The following is an 18,044-nucleotide window of genomic DNA, read 5'->3' on the forward strand; positions in this document are numbered from 1 at the left end:
TCCCTGTACATCCCCCAGTGTCAGGAGTGACATGGCCGAACTGTCCGCGATTCCCGGCCTGGCCGAGCTGTGGCAGCGCACCACCGGCGATGACCGGATCACCATGGCCATCGTCGACGGCCTCATCGACCAGACGCATCCGGCGTTCACCGGCGCGAAGCTCACCCAGATGCTGGACGTGTGGCCGGGCGGGAAGGCCTTGGGCCGGAAGGCGGCGCACGGCACCGCGGTGGCCAGTGTGCTGATCGGCCGGCACGACGGCCCCGTCCCCGGGGTAGCGCCGCGCTGCCGAACGGTCAGCGTGCCGGTCTTCGCCGAAGGGCGGCGCACCTCCCAGCTGGACCTGGCCCGCGCGATCGAGCTGGCCGCCGACGCCGGCGCGCACATCGTCAACATCAGCGGCGGCCAGCTCGCCGAGCCGGGCGAGGCCGAGGACGTGCTGGCCCGGGCGGTTCGCCGTTGCCGCGATCAAGGCGTGCTGATCGTCGCCGCCGCCGGTAACGACGGCTGCCTGTGCGATCACGTGCCCGCCGCGCTGGACGGGGTGCTGGCCGTGGGCGCCTGCGACGAGCATGGCCGGGTGCTGGCCAGCAGCAACTTCGGGTCCGGCAGCCAACTTCAGGGCCTGCTCGCGCCCGGCCACGACATCCCGGTCGCCGTCCCGGGCGGCGGCACCGCGACGATGAGCGGCACCAGCCTGGCCGCACCCATCGTCTCCGGCGTGGCGGCACTGCTGGCCTGCCTGCACCTGCAGCGCGGCGGCAAACCCGACCCCCTGGCGATCGGCGAGCTGCTGCGCGCCACCGCCACCCCCTGCGACCCCGCCACCAGCTCCTCAGCCCTGACCGTGGCGGGCACGGCCAGCCCCGGGACCCGCCACGAAGCCGACCTCGGCTCCGGCTCCCGAACCGGTTCGGGGGCGGTGTGCGCGCGCTATCTGAACGGAACACTCAACATCACGAAAGCGGTGACTGCTGTGACGACCTCTGCCGACACCCCTGCTGAGACCCCTGCTGTGACTCCCTCCACCACCCCCGCCGAAACGGCCGCGGGCCTCCTGGACGCCGCAGCCGGGCCGGCGGGTGAGAACGCCGTCACGGCCGTGGCGCTGTCGTGTGGCACCTCGCCGCAGGCACAGACCGGGTGCGGGTGCAGCGGCACGGAGGCGTTCACCCCCGCCCCCGTGGTCCCGGCACCGGTGGCACCGGGTGCGGTGGTGGCCGCTACCCCGCTCGGCGCCGGCGCCGTCACGGGAGTCGTCGCCTCCGCTGACCAGGCGGTGCCCGCGGCCCGGCGGCTGGTGTACGCCCTCGGCTCGCTGGGCTACGACTTCGGCACCGAGGCCCGTCGTGACACCTTCAAGCAGCTCATGCCCGATACCGACATCGACGGGCACGGCGTGCCGGCCAACCCGTATGACCCGCGCCAGATGGTGGCTTACCTGCGTGAGCACCCGTCGGAGGCCCGGCCGCTGATCTGGACGCTGAACCTCGATCTGACTCCGATCTACGCCATCGAGCCGGTCGGCGGGTACGGGCCCGGCGTCTACGAGCGTCTCGTCGACTTCCTGGAGCAGCAGCTGCGCGCGGAGGACGACGCCGAGTTCGTCGACCGCATCTCCGTCCCCGGCACGCTGCCCGGCCGCACCGTCAAGCTGTTCAACGGCCAGCACGTGCCGGTGATCGAGGTCAACCTGACCCGCGGCCTGTACGGCTGGTCCGTCGCGAGCCTGGCCCAGGCCGTGGTCGCCGAATGCGACGTGCCCGCCCACAACAAGGCCGGCGCGGTACCCGAGCAGGACCGCCTCGGCAACGCGGTGGCCGAGTTCCTGCAGCGCATCTACTACGACCTGCGCAACTTCGGCGCCACCAGCCGCGACCGCGCGCTCAACTACGCCGCCACCAACGCCGTCCAGGCCCGCCAGACGCTGGCCGAAGCCCTCGGGCGTGGCATGGCGTTGCAGAACATCGACGTGGAAAAGAGCCCCTACGGCCGGCCCGACAGCGACTGCTGGGACGTCAAGCTGCGCTTCTTCGACCCCGAGAACGGCAAGCGGGCCAAGCGCGTCTACCGCTTCACCATCGATGTCAAGGACGTGCTGCCGGTCACCATCGGCCAGGTCCGCTCCTGGCCCGAAGCCTGACCCCGCACCTGCGCCGCCGCCGGGGCCGCCACGGCGGCCCCGGCCATCTACCCGCAGACGCCGTCCGAGAGGAACCCCGCATGAGCCGTCCCCCGCAGGCCCCACCGGTGCGCCGCGACGAGCCGATCGACCCCTACACCACCATCGACCTGACCGCCGCCACGGCGCAGCAGCAGGTCCGCATCCGCGCGCACCTGCTGTTCTCCGCGAACACCGGCGACCCGGCCGCCTTCAGCCCCCACTCCTACGAGCAAGCCAAACTGTCGGCCACCTGACCCACCCCGCGCACCGCTCTGAGTCGTTGGAGAGAACGCCGATGGCCGATGCCCACACCGCCCCCGGCACCACCTGCGGAACCATCACCGGGACCGTCCCCGTGCCGCCGGCCGCCCGGCCGGACCCGCGACCGGACTCGCAGCGGGAGGGGAAGCCGGACACGCCGTCCAGCCCGCCCGCCCCGCCGCCGCGCTACCCCACCCAAGCGGTGCCCGGGACCGACGAACTGCACCGTCACACCGGCGGCGGGGATGCGGGCATCACCATCGGCGTCATCGACGGCCCACCCGACCTGTCCCACCCCGCCCTGACCGGCGCCGAGGTGCACCTGCTGCCCGCCTGGTGGGGACCGCCGGCCGAACCGGACGCGCCCATGGTCGAGCACGGCACCTGGACCGCCAGCGTGCTGGCCGGCCGGCCCGGCAGCATCTTGTGCGGCCTGGCCCCCCGCTGCCGCACCCTGTTCCTGTCCCCGCACGCCACAGACGACCACCCGCCAGACCCGCTCTCGGCCGCCCGCGCCATCGACGACCTGGTGGAAGCCGGAGCCCATCTCATCCAGGTCACCAACGCCTTCCACACCGCCTCCGACGACGCCGACCCCCTGCTCAAACGCGCCGTCGCCCGCGCGCTGGAGGCCGGGGTGCTCATCACCGCCCCGGCCGGCAACGACTACGGCACCAACAGCATCGCCGTGGCCAACCTGCCTGGCGTGCTGGCGGTGGGCGCGCACCGCGCCGACGGCGCGATGTTCTTCTTCAGCAACCACGGCCCCGCCTACCACGGGCACGGCTTGACCACCCTCGGCGAAGCCGTCTACGGCGCCCACCCGGGCGGTGGCATCAAAGCCCAGAAGGGCACCTGCGTCGCCGTGGCCCTGGTCACCGGCGCCGCCGCGCTGCTGCTCAGCCTGCAACACCGCCTCGGCCAGCCTCCTGACCCGCTCGCCGTACGGGACGCGCTGCTGGCCACCACCCGCCCCTGCACCACCGAGCAGGCCCACGGCAAGCCCGCCCGCTGCCTGAACGGCTACCTCGACCTGCCCGCCGCCACCCGCCACCTGCTCACCGGCACCGCGCCCGCCTGGCCCGCCAGCCCCGGTGTCACGGCAGTCGCGCCCGGCCCGCCCCACGCCCCACCGCACATCCTGCACCCACGCCGCCCGGACGGCCCGCCGATCACCGCCGACGCCCGCTGCACGCACCAGCTTCCCGCCGGCCAAGCCCAGCCGGTCACGGCGCGACCGGACGTGCAGATCACGATCACCTCCCTGGCCGAACGCCCCGACCTGGCCACCACCCAGCCCGTCCAGCAGCCTGGGTTTTCCGGCCCGCAAGCCGGGCAGCAGGCGGGGCAGGTGCAGGACATGCCGGCCCTCCTGGCCCACGACCTGGCCGGCCGGTGGAGCGCCCAAGCCCGGCTCCACGAACACTTCCCGCAGTTCACCGTGCTGGCCACCGACGAGGGCCGGCAGGTCATCGCCCGCGGCTGGGGCGTGCCGTTCGCGCTGGCCCTGCCCGGCCGCGGCAAGCTGCCCGACGGCGGCTGGGACGACATCCTCACCTGGGCCCACGCCGACCTGCAGCACGGCACGGCGCCCGACACCCTCGGCCTGCTCGCCATCACCGTCCAGCCCGGCCACCGCGGCACCGGCCTGCCCGGCCGGATCCTGGCCGCGCTGAAGACCGCCGCCCGCACGGCCGGGCTCGCCCACGTCGTCGCCCCAGTCCGGCCCACCCGCAAACACCACGAACCGCACACCCCAATGGCCGACTACGCGCTGCGTACCCGGCCCGAAGACAGCCTGCCCGCCGACCCGTGGCTACGCACCCACGTGCGCGCCGGCGGCACCATCATCGGCCTCGCCCCCGCCTCCATGATCGTGGCCGGATCCCTGGCCCAATGGCGGACCTGGACCGGGCTGCCGTTCGACACCGACGGAGACGTCGTGGTTCCTGGCGCGCTCGTACCCGTGCACGCCAGCCTCGCCCACGACCACGCCGTCTACGCCGAACCCAACATCTGGGTCCACCACCCGCTGACCTGACCACCGAGACCTCGGCCCGCGCCCCTTGACGGGCTGAACCAACCGGGCCGTGGCGTACGTCTCCGTTCCGCCACACTGCGAGGGCTGTCCGCATCTCGTGTCTGTTACCTGCGGCCGGCATCAGGGCGCCGCTCGCCGGCCGTCTGGTCTCGCTCGATGGCCGGGGATCGCGCCGCCGGACAACCTCATCACGATGGTTATCTGGGGTAGTCAAGCGAACTGGCTGGTCAGCCGCTTGAGGCCGTTGAACTGGACCGCGGGCCCCACCGGCATCACGGCCTTCGCGCCAGCGGGGCACGGGTGCGGGTGCGGTGTACTCCGCTACGGGGCGTTCACGAATGACGTTGTCCTGCGACGAAGCACCTGCATAGAAGATCGCTTCCCGAGGACAGCTTGATCGCTTCCCGCTCTGGCAGGCCACCGCCTGCAACGTCAAGATCGTGCTGTTGTGGACCCGTGGGTGTCCCCGGCGGCTTCCTGCCCGCTGATGGTGGCCGTCGCGCGGTGGGCGGGTCATGATGGCGGCATGGCGATGGGGAAGAGTCCGTGGGTGTGGACCGGGCTGGTGCTCTCGGGGCTGGTGGCCGGCGCGCTGGGCGTGGTCTTCATTGTGCTGGATCTGGCGCAGGCCGATCAGTTGGCCAGCGTGATCGGGGTGTTCGTTGGCCTGGCCGGGCTTGGGGTGTCGGCGTACGGGGTGGTGCTGGCCCGCCGCGGCGCGGTCGCCTCGCCCACTCCGCCGCAGGCCGCCGCGGGGCCCGCCTCGATCACCGGGGCGGGCGAGACGCGTAAAACGATCGAGGGCGGCACCTTCCACGGGGCGGTGATCCAGGCCCGCGATATCACCGGCCCGCCGCCGGCCGGCGGCCCGGGCGTGGAGGACGGCCAGGCACGAACCGGACGATGACGCTCGATGGACTCGGTCCAGAACGCCATCAGCGGCGGCGTCTTCTTCGGCACGGTCATCCAGGGCAGGGACGTCCGTGTCGTCCTGCCGACCCCCGTGTCGCCCGGGCTCTCCGGCCTCCCGCAGGATAAGGACGCCTTCACCGGCCGCACCGCCGAGCTGGCCACCCTCCTGGAGCGGCTGGGCGCGGGCGCCGCGGCGACGGTCGTGTCGGGCCTGGCGGGGGTCGGCAAGACGGCCCTCGCCGTCCACGCCGCGCACCGCGCGCTTGACGGCTTCCCCGGCGGGGTCCTCTTCGCCGACCTGCAGGGCTACGACGAGGCCCGGCGGGTGGACCCCAGCCGCGTCCTGGACGGCTGGCTGCGGGCACTGGGCGTCTCCGGCGAGCACGTGCCGCCCACGACGCAGGACCGGGAGCGGCTCTACCGGTCCGTGCTCAACGCCCTGGCCAAGGAGGATCGCCGCCTGCTCGTCGTGATCGACAACGTCGCGTCCGCGTCCGATGTAGTTCCGTTGCTGCCGCCGGTGGGCGCGGGTTGCGCGATCGTCACGTCCCGCCACACGCTCGGCCTGCTCGACGCGCGTACCGTACGCCTGAATGCCCTGGACGAGAAGGACGGCGCGCTGCTGTTCGAACGGGCGCTGGCCACGCTGAACCCCGACGACGCCCGCTGCGCGCACGACCCCGAGGGGGCGCGCCGCGTCGCGGAGCTGTGCGGCGGCCTGCCGCTGGCGCTGCGGATCGTCGCGGCGCTGCTCGCGGACGACCCCGGCCGCACGCTTGCCGCGCTCGCCGACGATCTGGCGCGAGCGGGGCTGGCGGGGCTGGAGTACGCGGAGGCCGCGGTCAGGGCCGCGTTCGACCTGTCGTTCCGGCAGCTGACGGCCGGGCAGGCCGCCGTGTTCACGCTGCTGCCCGTCGTCCCCGGACCTGACGTGTCGGACGAGGCGGTCGCGGTGCTCGCCGGGCTCGATGTCCCCGAGTCCCGGCGGGTGCTCCAGGGCCTCGCGCGGGCGCACCTCGTCGAACGGGACGGTGACCGCTGGCGCATGCACGACCTCGTACGCCTGTACGCGGCCGAGCACACGCGCGCCCCCGACCAAGCGCTCGCCAGGCTGATGGACCACTACCGATCGTCGGTGGACGCGGCCCTCAGCCACCTCGAACCCACCCTTACCCCCGAGGACCGCTTCCCCGACCGCGAGGAGGCCCTGGACTGGCTGGACGCCGAACGGGTCAGCCTGCTCGCGGCCATCCGCACCGCTCCCCCGGAGCTGCTCCAGCAGCTGCCGCTGAACATCGGCACATACCTGTCGCTGCGCGGGCTCCATGACGACTGGGTTGAGGTGAGCCAGGCCGCCGTGGACGCCGCCCGCGATCTCGGGGACCGCAAGCGCGAGGGGTTCGCCCTGAACAATCTGGGGATCGCCTACCGCGACGCGGGCCTGCTGGAAGAGGCGCTGGACGCGTGCGAGCAGGCCCTGGCCATCGCCGAGAACGGCCGCGACAGAGCTGCCACGCTCGTCAACCTCGGCGCCATGCTGCGGCGGCTCGGCCGGGGCGAGGAGGCCATCGCCGCCTGCCGCGAGGCCGCCGAGTTCTTCGAGACCGCTGGCGACACGCGGGGGCTCGCGCGAGCGCGCGGCAATCTGGGCAGCGTACTGCGCGATCTCGGGCGGCGCGGCGAGGCCCTCGCCCTGTTACGTGAGGTCGTGGCGGACTTCGACCGGCTGGGCGGCCAGGAGGACACGGGCATCGCGCTGAACAACCTCGCCCACGCCCTGCTCGACGACGACCGGCCCCAGGAGGCGGAGACGCACGCCCGCGAGGCGGTGGAGCGCCACCGCGCGGCGGGTGCCCGCTGGCGGGAGACCGAGGCGCTGCTCACCCTCGGGCTGGCCGTGCGCGCGCAGGGCAGGCTGCGCGAGGCCGCCGAGATCCACGAGCGGAACCTGGAACAGCTCGCGGACTTCGACGACGACGTGAGCAGGGCCGCCGAGGTGGCGTGCCACTACGCCGAGGCACACGCCCAGCTCGGCGAGCTGGACGAGGCGTACGAAGGCTATTACGTCGCGTCGAACCTGTACGAGAGGCTCCGGGACTCCGCCTGGGAGGCGGCGACGCTGGCGAACATCGGGCTGATCTGGATCCGGCAGAACAAGCTCGGGGACGCCGCGCGGGTGCTGCGCTTGGCCGCCGACGGTTTCGCCGGCGTCGGCGCGGACGACGACGAGGCACGGGCGCTGGCCATGCTCGCCCCGGTCGAGCTCTCGCTCGGGCGGCGGATCGACGCTATGGAGACGTACGAGCGGGCGGCGCGGCTGCATCGCCGTCGCGGCGACCGGCGCGCCGAGGGCGGCGCGCTGGCCAGGCTCGCCATCGTCCAGCAGGAGGACTCCCTGTACGAGACCGCGTCCGAGACCGCCGCCGAGGCGCTGCGCGTCTGCCGGGAGACCGGCGACCGTGAGGGCGAACGCATGGCGCTCAACGCGCAGGCCCTGGCCCTTGGCGTGCTGCGGAGCCACGAGGAGTCCATCGCCGTCAACCACGAGCACATCGCCCTGTGCCGCGAGCTCGACGATCAGCGGCCGCTCGCCGACTCCTTCGTCAACCTCGCCGTCACCCTGCGCGAGGCCCGCAGGCACAAGGAGTCGGACGCGGCGCTGCGCGAGGCCGTCCGGCTCTACCGCGCCCTCGGCGACGTGACGGAGGCGGAAAGGCTCGCGAAGGACCTCACCGTGGCCGGGCGGGCGCGCCGCCTGCTGCTCGCCGCCGCCCGCCCGCTACGGGCACGCCGTGCCCTCTTCCGCGACCTCATGGGCGACAAATACCTGGAGCTGGAGATGGTCGAGAAGGCCATCCGCAGCTACGAGAGGAGCCGTCCGATCTGGCGCGCACTCGGCGAGCGCGTCAGCGAAGGGCTGAACATGCTCTCCCTCAGCAATGCCCTCCTGTCCAACCGCGATTACGAAGACGCCGGGCGGGCCGCCGACTACGCCTCCCGGATCTTCCGCTACGCCGGTGACGAGGGGCTGGAACTGGCCGCCTGCACGGTTCACGCCCGCGCCTGCGCCGCCGACGCACGCCCGCGTGCCGCCCTCGCGCCGTACGAGCGGGCCATCGAGCTCGCACAGGCGCTTCGGCAAGCCGAGACCGAGGAGATGCTGGCGAGCGAGTACGCCGAGACCCGCAAGGCCCCTCACCTCCCGGGCGCCGTCCTTGTGACGATCAACCCCGGCTGAGCAGCATTCCAGTGGTTCCGCTTGTAACCAGCGGCGAGCCAAGGGTTGGTCCCCCTACATCGGACTACCGGACGCATGGGCCTATCGGCGCGTTTCCACCCGCTCGTAGCCACGTGAGGTCCACACAGCTAGCGCGGCGCGCCAGCTCGTCGGCCAGGGCCATCACCATCCCGTACCGATGGTTATCTAGGGTTGGAGGACCCTTCCAGCAGGTCAGAGGACGATGATCTCTTCTTTCACGTAGGCCAAGTTGACCGAGCTCGGCCCGCGACGCCACCCGCCAGGCGGACGGGTGCCGCCCACTCCCGTCCGACGAACCCTGCGAAAGGGGCAGACACCCGTGGAGATGCGTCAAGCCTGGCAAGCCTCGCGGTGAGCGGCTGGCACTCGAGACCTACGAGCCCGACCCCCGGTGCTGTCCGCGTTGCCGAGGGTTCGGCCCAGCTGGTCGATGTGCCGCACCCGTCCGTCCTCGGTGACCTCGCCGATGAGGATCCACTCGATCACCACGTGTCCGAGTTTGCGGTGGTCGGTGCTGAGGTAGCAGCGTGCGGCGAACCGGGGGCCGTCGATGAGGAGATCGTCGATGCGCATCTCGCAGGCGGTGACGTTCTTGCGGGGGTGCAGCCAAGGTACGGCGGAAACCGGCAATAGGCTGAGCGGCCCTCGGGTTTGCGCTGGTGAGGGCAGGGGTTCCCGGATGTGATCGATCTCAGCCCTCGGCGTAGTTGATCTTTTGGTACGTTCCTCGATCCGTATGGGTTGATATTTACGGGTCTGGGGTTGTGGCGTGACGTCGATCGAGCGGACCGCGTATCCGCGGTTCAAGCGATTCCTGTCGGCCCGGGAGTTGCACGTGTTCTACACGCCGCAGACGGAGGAGATCGCGTGGGCGAGTGGGCAGGTGCGGTCGGACAACCACCTGCTGGCACTGATGGTGCAGCTGAAGTGCTTCAACCGGATGGGCTATTTCCCCCGGCTGGATGACGTCCCGGAGGCAGTGGTGGCCCACATCCGCCGAGATCTCGGGCTGGGCGAGGACGTCGCCGCGGTGTACGACTCGGACCGGACCCGGGGCCATCATCGGATGCTGATCCGCCGGCGTAGCGAGGTCGTGTCGGACATTCAGCAAGACCGCCGTCGTCATCACCGCGAAGTCCGCCGGGCGCAAGGTCTTCGGCCTCGCCACCGCAGACGTCCGTCTCGCTTGACCTCTTGCGCGTCAGTCCGGCAGCCAGTGCAGCTCGTGCGCCAGGGTTTTGGCGACGGCACGGATGCGGCGGTGTAGCGGCGACTGCTCGCGTGGGAGGACCAGGTGGATCGTCAGGCTGGGCGCGCCCCGCAGCGGTCGCCAGGTGAGACCGGCCGGTTGTGCCGTGACCGCGGCTTCTCCGGCCGGGGCGAGGGTGACCCCGTCACGCAGGTCGCGCTGAGACATGTCGAAAGAGACTGCGGGCGTGTGGAATCGGGGGTGTGGTCGGGTGTCTCGGAACAGTGCGGACAGCTGATCGTGGATCACGGGGTTGGCCGCACGGTCCGGGAGTCGCAGCGGATACGCGGCCGCGTCGGCGATCTCGATCTCCGGGTGTTCGGCCAGCGGATGGTGCTGCGCCAGCTGGACCCCGACGCGCATACGCCGCAGCAGGAACCGGCGCACGCCACGGCCCGGCTGTTCACCGCGGGTGATCCCGGCATCGATGCGGCCGTCGGCGACCGCGGGGCAGATCTCCGGTGTCGCCATCGGGACCGCGCCGACCTCGAGTCCGCTGTTGCCGCGAATCAGCCTGTCCACCAGGGCCGGTGCCGTCTCGGCCCGGCGCTGAGGCTGTATCCGATGCGCAGCGTGCCCAGTTCACCGGCCGCCGCGCTCCGGGCGGTGTCCCATGCCCGGTCCAGCGCCGCCAGCGCGGGCGGCGCGGACTCCGCCAAAGCCGCACCGGCCGTGGTCAATACGACGCTACGCGTGTTGCGGACCAGCAGGGCCGTACCGAGTTCCGCCTCCAATCGGCGCATCCGGGCGCTGAGTGCGGGCTGTGCGATACCGATCCGTGCGGCCGCGCGGGTGAAGTTCAACTCCTGCGCCAGCACCAGGAAGTACCGCAGGCTCACCGTATCCGGCGCCACGTGCCCTCCCTGCCGATTGATAACGATCCGTTCTGAGTCTATCCCGTACCGGTCTTTCCCTCGACCGCACATCAAGCCCTAACCTGCGCATATGACGATTCAAGTGACCGCAGTACCCGTCGCCGGGATCGATCGATCTGAGTGTCAATTCGAAGTCGGACGTGTCCGGCCCAACACAGGAGGTTTCCATGGCTAAGGGCTACTGGGTCAGTGTCTACCCCGCCATTTCCGGCCCTGAGAGGCTGACTGCCTACGACAAGCTGGCCGGTCCGGCTGTCCAGGCTGGGGGCGGGCGCGTCCTGTCCCGGATCCCGTCCCGTGGCGGTCGAGTCGTCGCCCACGAGGCCGGAATCACGCAACGCGTCGTTCTGATCGAGTTCGACAGCTTTGAACAGGCCGTCGCGGCATACGAGAGCGAGGCATACCAGAAGGCGCTGGTGGCCCTCCCCGACGGCTTCGAGCGCGACTTCCGCATCATCGAAGGCATCGACTGACCGGCGGGCCCAGCCATCGCTGAGCATCCGTCACCTGATACGCACACGGTGCTGAACGACGACTCACGAGACGAGTTCGAAGCCATGCCCCGCGTCCCAGTTCGCAACTACGCCACCGGTGGTGCGGTCATCATCCACTATCCGGTGCGGGACGGCACCGGCTGAGGCAGGACGGTACGCTCCGGAACGCGTTCGGTCGGCCGTTGCGGCCAGGTCCGGCTATCGGCGGAACGCCGTTCGCGGTTGCCGGTTCGTTGAGCGTCAAAGGAGGGCCGATGTCCTGGCCGGATGTCACGGTGGTTGATGCGTGCGTGCGGCGCGACGGCCGGGGCGGCAGCCCCACGGCCGTCACCGACGACGACCCGGCGGCGACGGACGCGGACCGGCGTGCGGTCGCTGCTGCGGCCGGCACCTCGCACGCGGCGTTCCTCGGCCCGGGGCGGACGCCGGACGGTGGCTGGCCGGTCCGGTTCTTCACCGCCACCGCCGAACTGTCCGGCTGCGGCCATGGCACCGTTGCCGCGCAGGCCGTCCGGTTGACCCGCACCGCGCTGGGCGAGCTGAACGACTGCCAACACACCGGCGGGCGCACGTTCGACACCGTCGCGATCCGCCGCCCCGCCGGCATCGAGGTGTGGTTCGACCAGGGCCTCGTTGCGCTGCGTCACCCGGCACCGGACGAGCGCGCCGCGATCGTCGCCGCGCTCGGGCTCACCGCGGACGATCCGCATCCGACCGACGCGCCACGGATCGCCGCGCCCGGCGCACCACGCATGCTGGTACCGGTCCACGACCGGTCGGCGCTGCTCCGAGTCCACCCACACCTCGGCAGGCTGACAGCGGCGTGCCAGCGGTACGGGCTCCTCGGCTGTTTCGTGTACGCACCGCCGGTGGGCGACCGACCGGGTGCGGCGCGGATGTTCGCGCCGGCGATCGGTGTCGACGAGGACGTCGCCAACGCCAACAGCACCGGCTGCCTGGCCGCCCACCTGCTCGACACGACAGGGGCACAGACGGTCGCGATCGAGGTGGAGCAGGGTGACACCCTCGGTCGACCGGCCAGCGTGCTCGCTTCGGCCCGACGCGGGCCGGCGGGCATCACGACCCGGGTCGGCGGGTTAGCGGTGGTCCGCGACGGACACCGAGGCGACAACTAGACCGTCCTCTTCTGCGATCCGCGCATGGGCTGGGGCTGTCCGCTGCGGTCAAGCGTTGGCACCCGGTGGCGGCCGTCAGCGGGACGCGGTGTCGAGGGCGCGGCTGAGTGTCCATCGGGAGACGCGCAGCTTGGCGGCGACGGCGGTTCGGGTTTGTCCGGCGCCGAGCAGGACGCGGGCGTCGGCGATCTGTTCGGAGGTCAGGGCGCGAGGACGGCCGCCGACGCGGCCTCGGGCGCGGGCGGCGTCGAGGCCTTCGCGGGTGCCTTTGACGATCTGCTGACGTTGGAACTTGGCGATGGCGGCGAACACGGTGAAGATCAGTTCGCCGCACATGTCGTCGCTGGTGTCGAGCACGATGCCGTCGAGGGTGCGGAAGTGGCGGCCGTTGGCGTGCAGGTCGGCTTCGACGATGGCGAGGAGTTCGCGGGTGTCGCGGCCCAGCCGGGTCAGGTCGAGCACGACGAGGGTGTCGCCGCGGCGCATGTGATCGAGGGCGGCGGTCAAGCCGGGCCGGGTGGTGCCCTTGACGCCGGATGCCTTGTCGAGGTAGATCCGGGCGCAGCCGGCGGTCTTGAGGGCGTCGATCTGGCGCGCACTTGTCACACTGCTTTCCGAGGCTGCGTGGCTGAGAACTCGTGTTGTCGGTGGCCTCTGCCAGGATGCCCCTCGTGGGAGATCAGGAGGAAGACGCCGACCGGCGATCGGAGCAATGGGCTCGGCTTCAGTGCGAGTTCGTTCGTAACGTTGCGAATCCTGGACTCTGGCTGGAGGATATGGGGTCCTGGTCATATCCGGCCGAAGATTCCCGCCAAGCGATAAGGCGCTGGTCAGCGAGATTTCTCCCTGCTGGTCCAGCCCTGTTTGGTGATGAGCTTGGAAGTTCACCCGAACGGGTCCGCCCTTCACACTGTGGCCGGGCATCAGGGTTCAGGACGGAGTTGGATGCCGGTCTGCTGCAGCACCCGGTTGGCCAGCGTATGCAGCGCGGTGGGAAAGGCGGCGGAGGTGGCGCCGTCGCGGGCGACCAGGGTCACGGTACGGCTGATGGAGCAGTACACGCCGGTGGCCGCTGCCGCCGGCGTGATCACCAGCAGCGCTGGGGCCACCCCCGCTGCCAAGCCGCATGATTAACCCCGGCGAATGTTTCTTCTTGGTCACCGCATTGGTCTAGAGATCGACTGAATCGCCCACGGGGATGCGGGCGTAGTCGGTCTCCTCCTCAAGCCACGAGTCGAAGTATTCCAGACCGACCTTGCTGAGCTGGATGTCGTGGATCGGGAACGCGCGGGCCGGCCGGACGCCTCGGACGAAGGTGATGGCCTCGCCGATCTTCAGCCAGGGTCCGGCCGCCGGGACCAGCAGGGTGTCGACCTCGTCGGTGGGGACGAACAGGGAGTCTCCCGGGTGGTAGAGGCCGTTCACGATGAACCCGAGGTTCGGGCAGCCGGGCAGTCCGTCGATGACCTCAGCGTGCACGCCGCCCACGGCCTTCACGGTGAAGTCGGCGGCGGTGAAGGTCTCACCTGCGGCGACCGCGACCGCTCCCTCGCCGAGCTCGGCGGCCAGCGCCGCATGGGTGTGGACGGTCAGCGCGGGGTTGCTTGCCCGGGCGGCCTTGAGTGCCTCGACGTCGATGTGGTCGGGGTGCTCGTGGGAGACGAGTACGGCCGTGGCTCCGGGCAGCGCCGCCTCCGCGTCGGAGAAGGTGCCCGGATCGATCACCAGCACCCGATCGCCGTCCTGGACGCGCACACAGGCGTGTCCGAAATGCGTCAGTCTCACCGGATCACCCTATCGGCGTCGACGTCAACACGATCACCGCCCGGCGGCCCCAGATCGTCTCGTGCCTGCCCGGCGCGCAGCGTCGCGGAGCCAGGCCGATCGCGGTAGTGACAGAAGAATTGCATGTCGAGACTCCTTGCCATGGGTCACGGCGAAGGCCCCATCATCCGAGTCAACAGGCGGGGGCAGGTGCGTCGGCGTCGGTGCTGCTGGTCCGCAGTGGGGTTTCGCGGAGCAGCCAGGCGATGGCGAAGGCGATGACGGACAGTGCCGCGGCGCCGATGAGGATGACGTGCAGGCCGCCGGTGACGGCCAACCGGACCGCGTCGGCCGTCTGGGCGGGCAGGGTCGGCAGCAGGGCGGGGGTGAGGTCACCCCTCATGGTCAGTCGGTCGGCCGTGGCCGGACCCAGGTGGGCGGCCAGGTTGTCGCGTACGCGGGCCGCGTACAGGGTGCCCAGCAGGGCGATGCCGAGCGAGCCGCCGATGGTGCGCAGCAGCGTGAGCGTGCCGCTGGCGGCGCCCATGTCACGCGGGTCGGCGCTGTTCATGGTGATCAGGGCGGTGCTCTGCAGCACCAGGCCCAGGCCTGCCCCGATGGGGAGGGCCAGGGCCGAGGCGAGCGCGGCGGGGGTGTCTCCGTCAAGCGGGAACAGCGCCAGCGCGCCGCCGGCCATGAGGGCTGCGCCGAGGATCGGGTAGCTGCGGTAGCGGCCGTTCGCGCTGATGAGGCGGCTGGTGAGCAGCTGGGCGCCGAGCATGCCGAACATCAGCGGCAGCAGCAGCATGCCGCTGGCCGCAGGAGAGGAGCCCTGCACGAGCTGCAGGTACTGCGGCAGGTAGTTGGTGACGGTGAGCATGACCGCGCCGACCAGGAAGCTCAGGACCTGGGCGAGGGTGAAGTTCCGGTCGGCGAACAGCCGGGGCGGGATGATCGGCTCGGTGGTGCGGCGTTCGACGGCCACGAACGCGGCCAGGGCCAGCGCGCCGATCGCGCCGAGGGCCCAGGGCCAGGGGGTGCCGCCCGCCAGCAGGGTCAGGGCCACGATGGCGACGGTCAGCAGGGACGCCCCGACGTAGTCGATGCGCGGCCGGCCCCGCTCGAAGGGCGGCAGGTGGATGTGGGTGGCAATGAGCAGCAGGGCCAGGGTGCCGATGGGCAGGTTGACGTAGAACGTCCAGCGCCAGCTGAGGTGGTCGGTGAGCAGCCCGCCCAGCAGCGGCCCGCCGACGTAGGCGACCGGCATGATGGCACCGATCATCGACTGCAGCCGGCCGCTGTCGCGCGGCGGGACCAGCACGCCGATGATGGCCAGCGCGCCGACCATGAGCCCGCCCGCGCCGAGCCCCTGCACCGCGCGGAAGGCGATGAGCTGGGCCATGGTCTGGGCCAGACCGCACAGCGCGGAGCCGGCCAGGAACAGCACGATGGAGCAGATGAAGGTGGCCTTGCGGCCGAGCAGGTCGCCGACCTTGCCCCAGATCGGCGTGGTCGCCGCGGCGGCCAGCATATACGCGGTCACCACGCCCGGCAGCTGGTCCAGGCCGCCCAGGTCGCCGGCGATGGTGGGCAGCGCAGTGCCCACGATCAGGCCGTCGAGCATGGCCAGGAACATGCCGGTCAGTAGTCCGAAGACGCCCAGGCGTGTCATGACGCCTCAGACAGCGTAGGGGCGGGCCGTCCTGGCCTCGCGCAGCGCGTGCGCCCACCAGGCGAGCCGGTCCAGCATGACCTTGGCGGCGGCGTCGGCGGCCGAGTCGAGGGCCTTGCCGTCGCCGTCGAACTGCGCCCACGGATGCTGCAGGCCGACGCTGTCACGCAGGGTGACGGCGTGCAGCTCAGCCAGGACGAGCCGGAGCTGCTCGACCGCGCGCAGCCCGGCGGAGAAGGCGCCGTAGGAAACGAAAGCGACGGGCTTGGCCTGCCATTCGACGCCGTGCCAGTCAATGGCGTTCTTCAGCGCGGCCGGGAAACTGTGGTTGTACTCGGGCGTCACGATGACGAAGGCGTCGGCCGCCGCCAGGCGCGGCGAGACGGCCGCCAGCAGTTCCCTGTCCTCTTGAGAGGCCGGTGGCTTGCCGAGCACCGGCAAGACGGCCGGCAGCGGGGTCTCGACCAAGTCGATCAGGTCGGCGCTCATGTCGTCGCGCTGATGGAGGTGGTCCAGCAGCCAGTTCGCCACGGCGGGGCCGAAACGTCCCTCACGGGTGCTGCCGAGAATGACGGCGATCTTGAGCATTGACACTCCTTGAGTGTGTACAACGTATATTTCGCCAGACAACGTACACATTAATGTGTACGTTGTCTACCACTGATACGTTGTATCGAAATGTGGAGGAGAGAGGACCGGCGGCATGACCACCGACAAGAGCACATCGCTATGGGAGCGGCTAGAGCGGCCCGCGCCGGCTCCCCGCCAAGTCCTGTCTCCACAGCGCATCGCCACGGCCGCCGTCGCGATCGCCGACGCCGAAGGTCTGGAGGCCATCACCATGCGCCGCCTGGCCACCGAGCTGAGCGTCGCCCCCATGGCGCCCTACCGCCACGTGTCCGGCAAGGACGACCTGCTGGAACTCATGGTCGACCATGTCTACGCCGACCTGCGCCTGCCCGGCGGCCTCGGCTGGCGGGAGAGCCTGCGCGCGCTCGCCGTACGCACGCGCGAGCTGATGCTGGACCACCGATGGCTGGCCCAGCTCCCGCCACAGGCCAAGCTCGCCCTCACGCCCAACGTGATGGCCGTGGCCGAGAGGGCCCTGGCGGCGCTCGACGGCCTCGGCCTGGACCCCGACACGATGATGAGCGTCTTCCGCGGCGTGGACGCCTACGTGCACGGCGCCATGAGCTACGAGAGCGCCGTCAGCGCCTTCATGGGCGAGCAGAGCCTGTCCAGCGGCGACGAGCTACGCAGCGAGCTCGCCCCGCTCATGACCTGGCACATGCGGACCGGCCGCTATCCCATCTACGAGCACTACCTGCGCACCGCCACGCGCAAGGACGACACCCGATGGCAGTTCGACCTCGGCCTCAACTGCCTCCTCGACGGCATCGCCGCCCGCCTGAACATCTGAGGAAGCCCGCATCGGCATGGACGGGCAACAGATCGCGATCACTCCCGGACGACCTTTCCGTTCTGCTCCCTAAGCCTCCGAGAGACGGCGCGCGTCACATCGGGTCTGCGGACAGGGCGAGTCGGTCTCGATTTGGACGTACCGACTGGTAGTGATCTAAATGCGCGTAGCGTAACGGGGCATGGCGCAGGAGTATCTGTCCGCCGCACAAGCTGACCGGTATGGCCGGTTCGTGGCGGACCCGACGCCGGAGGAACTGGAAAAGTTCTTCTTCCTGGACGCCGCCGCGCTGAAGGAAGCGCGGGACAACGGCGCTTGCACAACCGCCTGGGCTGGTCCATCCAGTGGGGCACGGTGCGGATGCTCGGCACGTTCCTGACCGACTCCGGGCCGGCCGACGTGCCGCAGGTGGTGGTCGAGTACGTGGCCGAACAGTTGGGAATCGCCGATGTCTCGGCGGCGAAGTTGTACGGCGACCGCCCGCAGACGCCGTACGAGCATGCCTCGAAGATCCGGACCATGCTGGGCTATCGCGAGTTCTCGGCCGCCGAGGACGAGGTGGCGACCTTCATCGCCTCCCGGGTGCGCAAGAGCCGGGACTCGCGCCGGGAGTTGTTCGATCGGGCGGTGCTGTGGCTGATCGAGCATCGGGTGCTGCTGCCGGGCATCACCACCTTGTCGCGGCTGGTGACCGAGGTGCGGCGGGCCGAGCTGGAGGCGATCAACCGCACACTGGCCGGGGCCGCGCCGGCGCCGATGCGGGCCGAGCTGGTGGCGACCCTGCAAGTGCCGGACGG

At 71.1% G+C, this 18,044-nt stretch carries 17 protein-coding genes and 1 pseudogene; 10 read left to right on the forward strand and 8 right to left on the reverse strand.

Features of this window, described 5'->3' with window-relative positions; genetic code table 11:
• The first annotated feature begins 31 nt into the window (after positions 1-31).
• The 5 genes from ACTMTI_RS49095 to ACTMTI_RS49115 all read left to right on the forward strand — a co-directional run bounded on the left by ACTMTI_RS49095 (position 32) and on the right by ACTMTI_RS49115 (position 8,616).
• Positions 32-2,143, forward strand: coding sequence for a PatA/PatG family cyanobactin maturation protease (locus ACTMTI_RS49095; RefSeq protein ID WP_441127781.1), 2,112 nt, complete (start codon positions 32-34; stop codon positions 2,141-2,143).
• Between the two features lie 80 nt (positions 2,144-2,223).
• The gene (locus tag ACTMTI_RS49100; RefSeq protein ID WP_441127782.1) at positions 2,224-2,418 is read left to right on the forward strand and encodes a hypothetical protein; all 195 of its coding nucleotides are present in this window, start codon (positions 2,224-2,226) and stop codon (positions 2,416-2,418) included.
• Between the two features lie 41 nt (positions 2,419-2,459).
• Positions 2,460-4,466, forward strand: a complete 2,007-nt coding sequence (locus tag ACTMTI_RS49105; protein WP_441127783.1) for a S8 family serine peptidase — start codon at positions 2,460-2,462, stop codon at positions 4,464-4,466.
• A gap of 526 nt (positions 4,467-4,992) precedes the next feature.
• Positions 4,993-5,373 (forward strand): hypothetical protein, encoded by a 381-nt coding sequence (locus ACTMTI_RS49110; protein WP_441127784.1) that lies wholly within the window; start codon positions 4,993-4,995, stop codon positions 5,371-5,373.
• Positions 5,374-5,379: 6 nt separating this feature from the next.
• Positions 5,380-8,616 (forward strand): tetratricopeptide repeat protein, encoded by a 3,237-nt coding sequence (locus tag ACTMTI_RS49115; protein ID WP_441127785.1) that lies wholly within the window; start codon positions 5,380-5,382, stop codon positions 8,614-8,616.
• 351 nt (positions 8,617-8,967) lie between these two features.
• Here the strand turns inward: ACTMTI_RS49115 and ACTMTI_RS49120 are convergent, their stop codons facing one another.
• Positions 8,968-9,210 carry a hypothetical protein gene (locus ACTMTI_RS49120; RefSeq protein WP_441127786.1) on the reverse strand — a complete coding sequence of 81 codons (243 nt, stop codon included), beginning with the start codon at positions 9,208-9,210 and terminating at the stop codon, positions 8,968-8,970.
• Positions 9,211-9,406: 196 nt separating this feature from the next.
• Between ACTMTI_RS49120 and ACTMTI_RS49125 the strand changes: the two genes are divergently transcribed.
• Positions 9,407-9,904: a DUF4158 domain-containing protein gene (locus tag ACTMTI_RS49125; protein ID WP_441127787.1), complete on the forward strand. Its 498-nt coding sequence runs from the start codon at positions 9,407-9,409 to the stop codon at positions 9,902-9,904.
• Here ACTMTI_RS49125 and ACTMTI_RS49130 read toward each other — a convergent pair.
• Positions 9,839-10,408: a LysR substrate-binding domain-containing protein gene (locus tag ACTMTI_RS49130; protein WP_441127788.1), complete on the reverse strand. Its 570-nt coding sequence runs from the start codon at positions 10,406-10,408 to the stop codon at positions 9,839-9,841. The genes ACTMTI_RS49125 and ACTMTI_RS49130 overlap by 66 nt on opposite strands.
• Complete coding sequence (locus ACTMTI_RS49135) at positions 10,396-10,740, reverse strand: LysR family transcriptional regulator (protein WP_441127789.1); 345 nt, start codon at positions 10,738-10,740, stop codon at positions 10,396-10,398. Before ACTMTI_RS49135 ends, ACTMTI_RS49130 begins: the two co-directional genes overlap by 13 nt.
• Before the next feature lie 188 nt (positions 10,741-10,928).
• Between ACTMTI_RS49135 and ACTMTI_RS49140 the strand changes: the two genes are divergently transcribed.
• The gene (locus tag ACTMTI_RS49140; protein WP_441127790.1) at positions 10,929-11,234 is read left to right on the forward strand and encodes a DUF1330 domain-containing protein; all 306 of its coding nucleotides are present in this window, start codon (positions 10,929-10,931) and stop codon (positions 11,232-11,234) included.
• A gap of 275 nt (positions 11,235-11,509) precedes the next feature.
• Positions 11,510-12,391 (forward strand): PhzF family phenazine biosynthesis protein, encoded by an 882-nt coding sequence (locus tag ACTMTI_RS49145; protein ID WP_441127791.1) that lies wholly within the window; start codon positions 11,510-11,512, stop codon positions 12,389-12,391.
• A gap of 75 nt (positions 12,392-12,466) precedes the next feature.
• Here ACTMTI_RS49145 and ACTMTI_RS49150 read toward each other — a convergent pair whose 3' ends face one another.
• The 5 genes from ACTMTI_RS49150 to ACTMTI_RS49170 form a co-directional block, all read right to left on the reverse strand.
• Positions 12,467-12,997: a recombinase family protein gene (locus ACTMTI_RS49150; RefSeq protein WP_441127792.1), complete on the reverse strand. Its 531-nt coding sequence runs from the start codon at positions 12,995-12,997 to the stop codon at positions 12,467-12,469.
• A gap of 317 nt (positions 12,998-13,314) precedes the next feature.
• The gene (locus ACTMTI_RS49155) at positions 13,315-13,512 is read right to left on the reverse strand and encodes a hypothetical protein (RefSeq protein ID WP_441127793.1); all 198 of its coding nucleotides are present in this window, start codon (positions 13,510-13,512) and stop codon (positions 13,315-13,317) included.
• A gap of 49 nt (positions 13,513-13,561) precedes the next feature.
• Positions 13,562-14,176, reverse strand: coding sequence for an MBL fold metallo-hydrolase (locus tag ACTMTI_RS49160; protein WP_441127794.1), 615 nt, complete (start codon positions 14,174-14,176; stop codon positions 13,562-13,564).
• Positions 14,177-14,348: 172 nt separating this feature from the next.
• A complete protein-coding gene (locus tag ACTMTI_RS49165; protein ID WP_441127795.1) occupies positions 14,349-15,827 on the reverse strand; it encodes an MDR family MFS transporter in 1,479 nt (492 codons plus the stop codon).
• A gap of 6 nt (positions 15,828-15,833) precedes the next feature.
• Positions 15,834-16,415, reverse strand: coding sequence for an NADPH-dependent FMN reductase (locus tag ACTMTI_RS49170; protein ID WP_441127796.1), 582 nt, complete (start codon positions 16,413-16,415; stop codon positions 15,834-15,836).
• Positions 16,416-16,530: 115 nt separating this feature from the next.
• Here ACTMTI_RS49170 and ACTMTI_RS49175 point away from each other — a divergent pair, with 115 nt between their 5' ends.
• Both ACTMTI_RS49175 and ACTMTI_RS49180 read left to right on the forward strand, forming a co-directional pair.
• The gene (locus ACTMTI_RS49175) at positions 16,531-17,247 is read left to right on the forward strand and encodes a TetR/AcrR family transcriptional regulator C-terminal domain-containing protein (protein ID WP_441127797.1); all 717 of its coding nucleotides are present in this window, start codon (positions 16,531-16,533) and stop codon (positions 17,245-17,247) included.
• Between the two features lie 315 nt (positions 17,248-17,562).
• A pseudogene (locus tag ACTMTI_RS49180) lies at positions 17,563-17,934 on the forward strand (DUF4158 domain-containing protein); the annotation flags it as partial.
• Positions 17,935-18,044: the final 110 nt, after the last annotated feature.

It is taken from the genome of Nonomuraea sp. H19 (assembly GCF_052068215.1).
Classification (GTDB): domain Bacteria; phylum Actinomycetota; class Actinomycetes; order Streptosporangiales; family Streptosporangiaceae; genus Nonomuraea.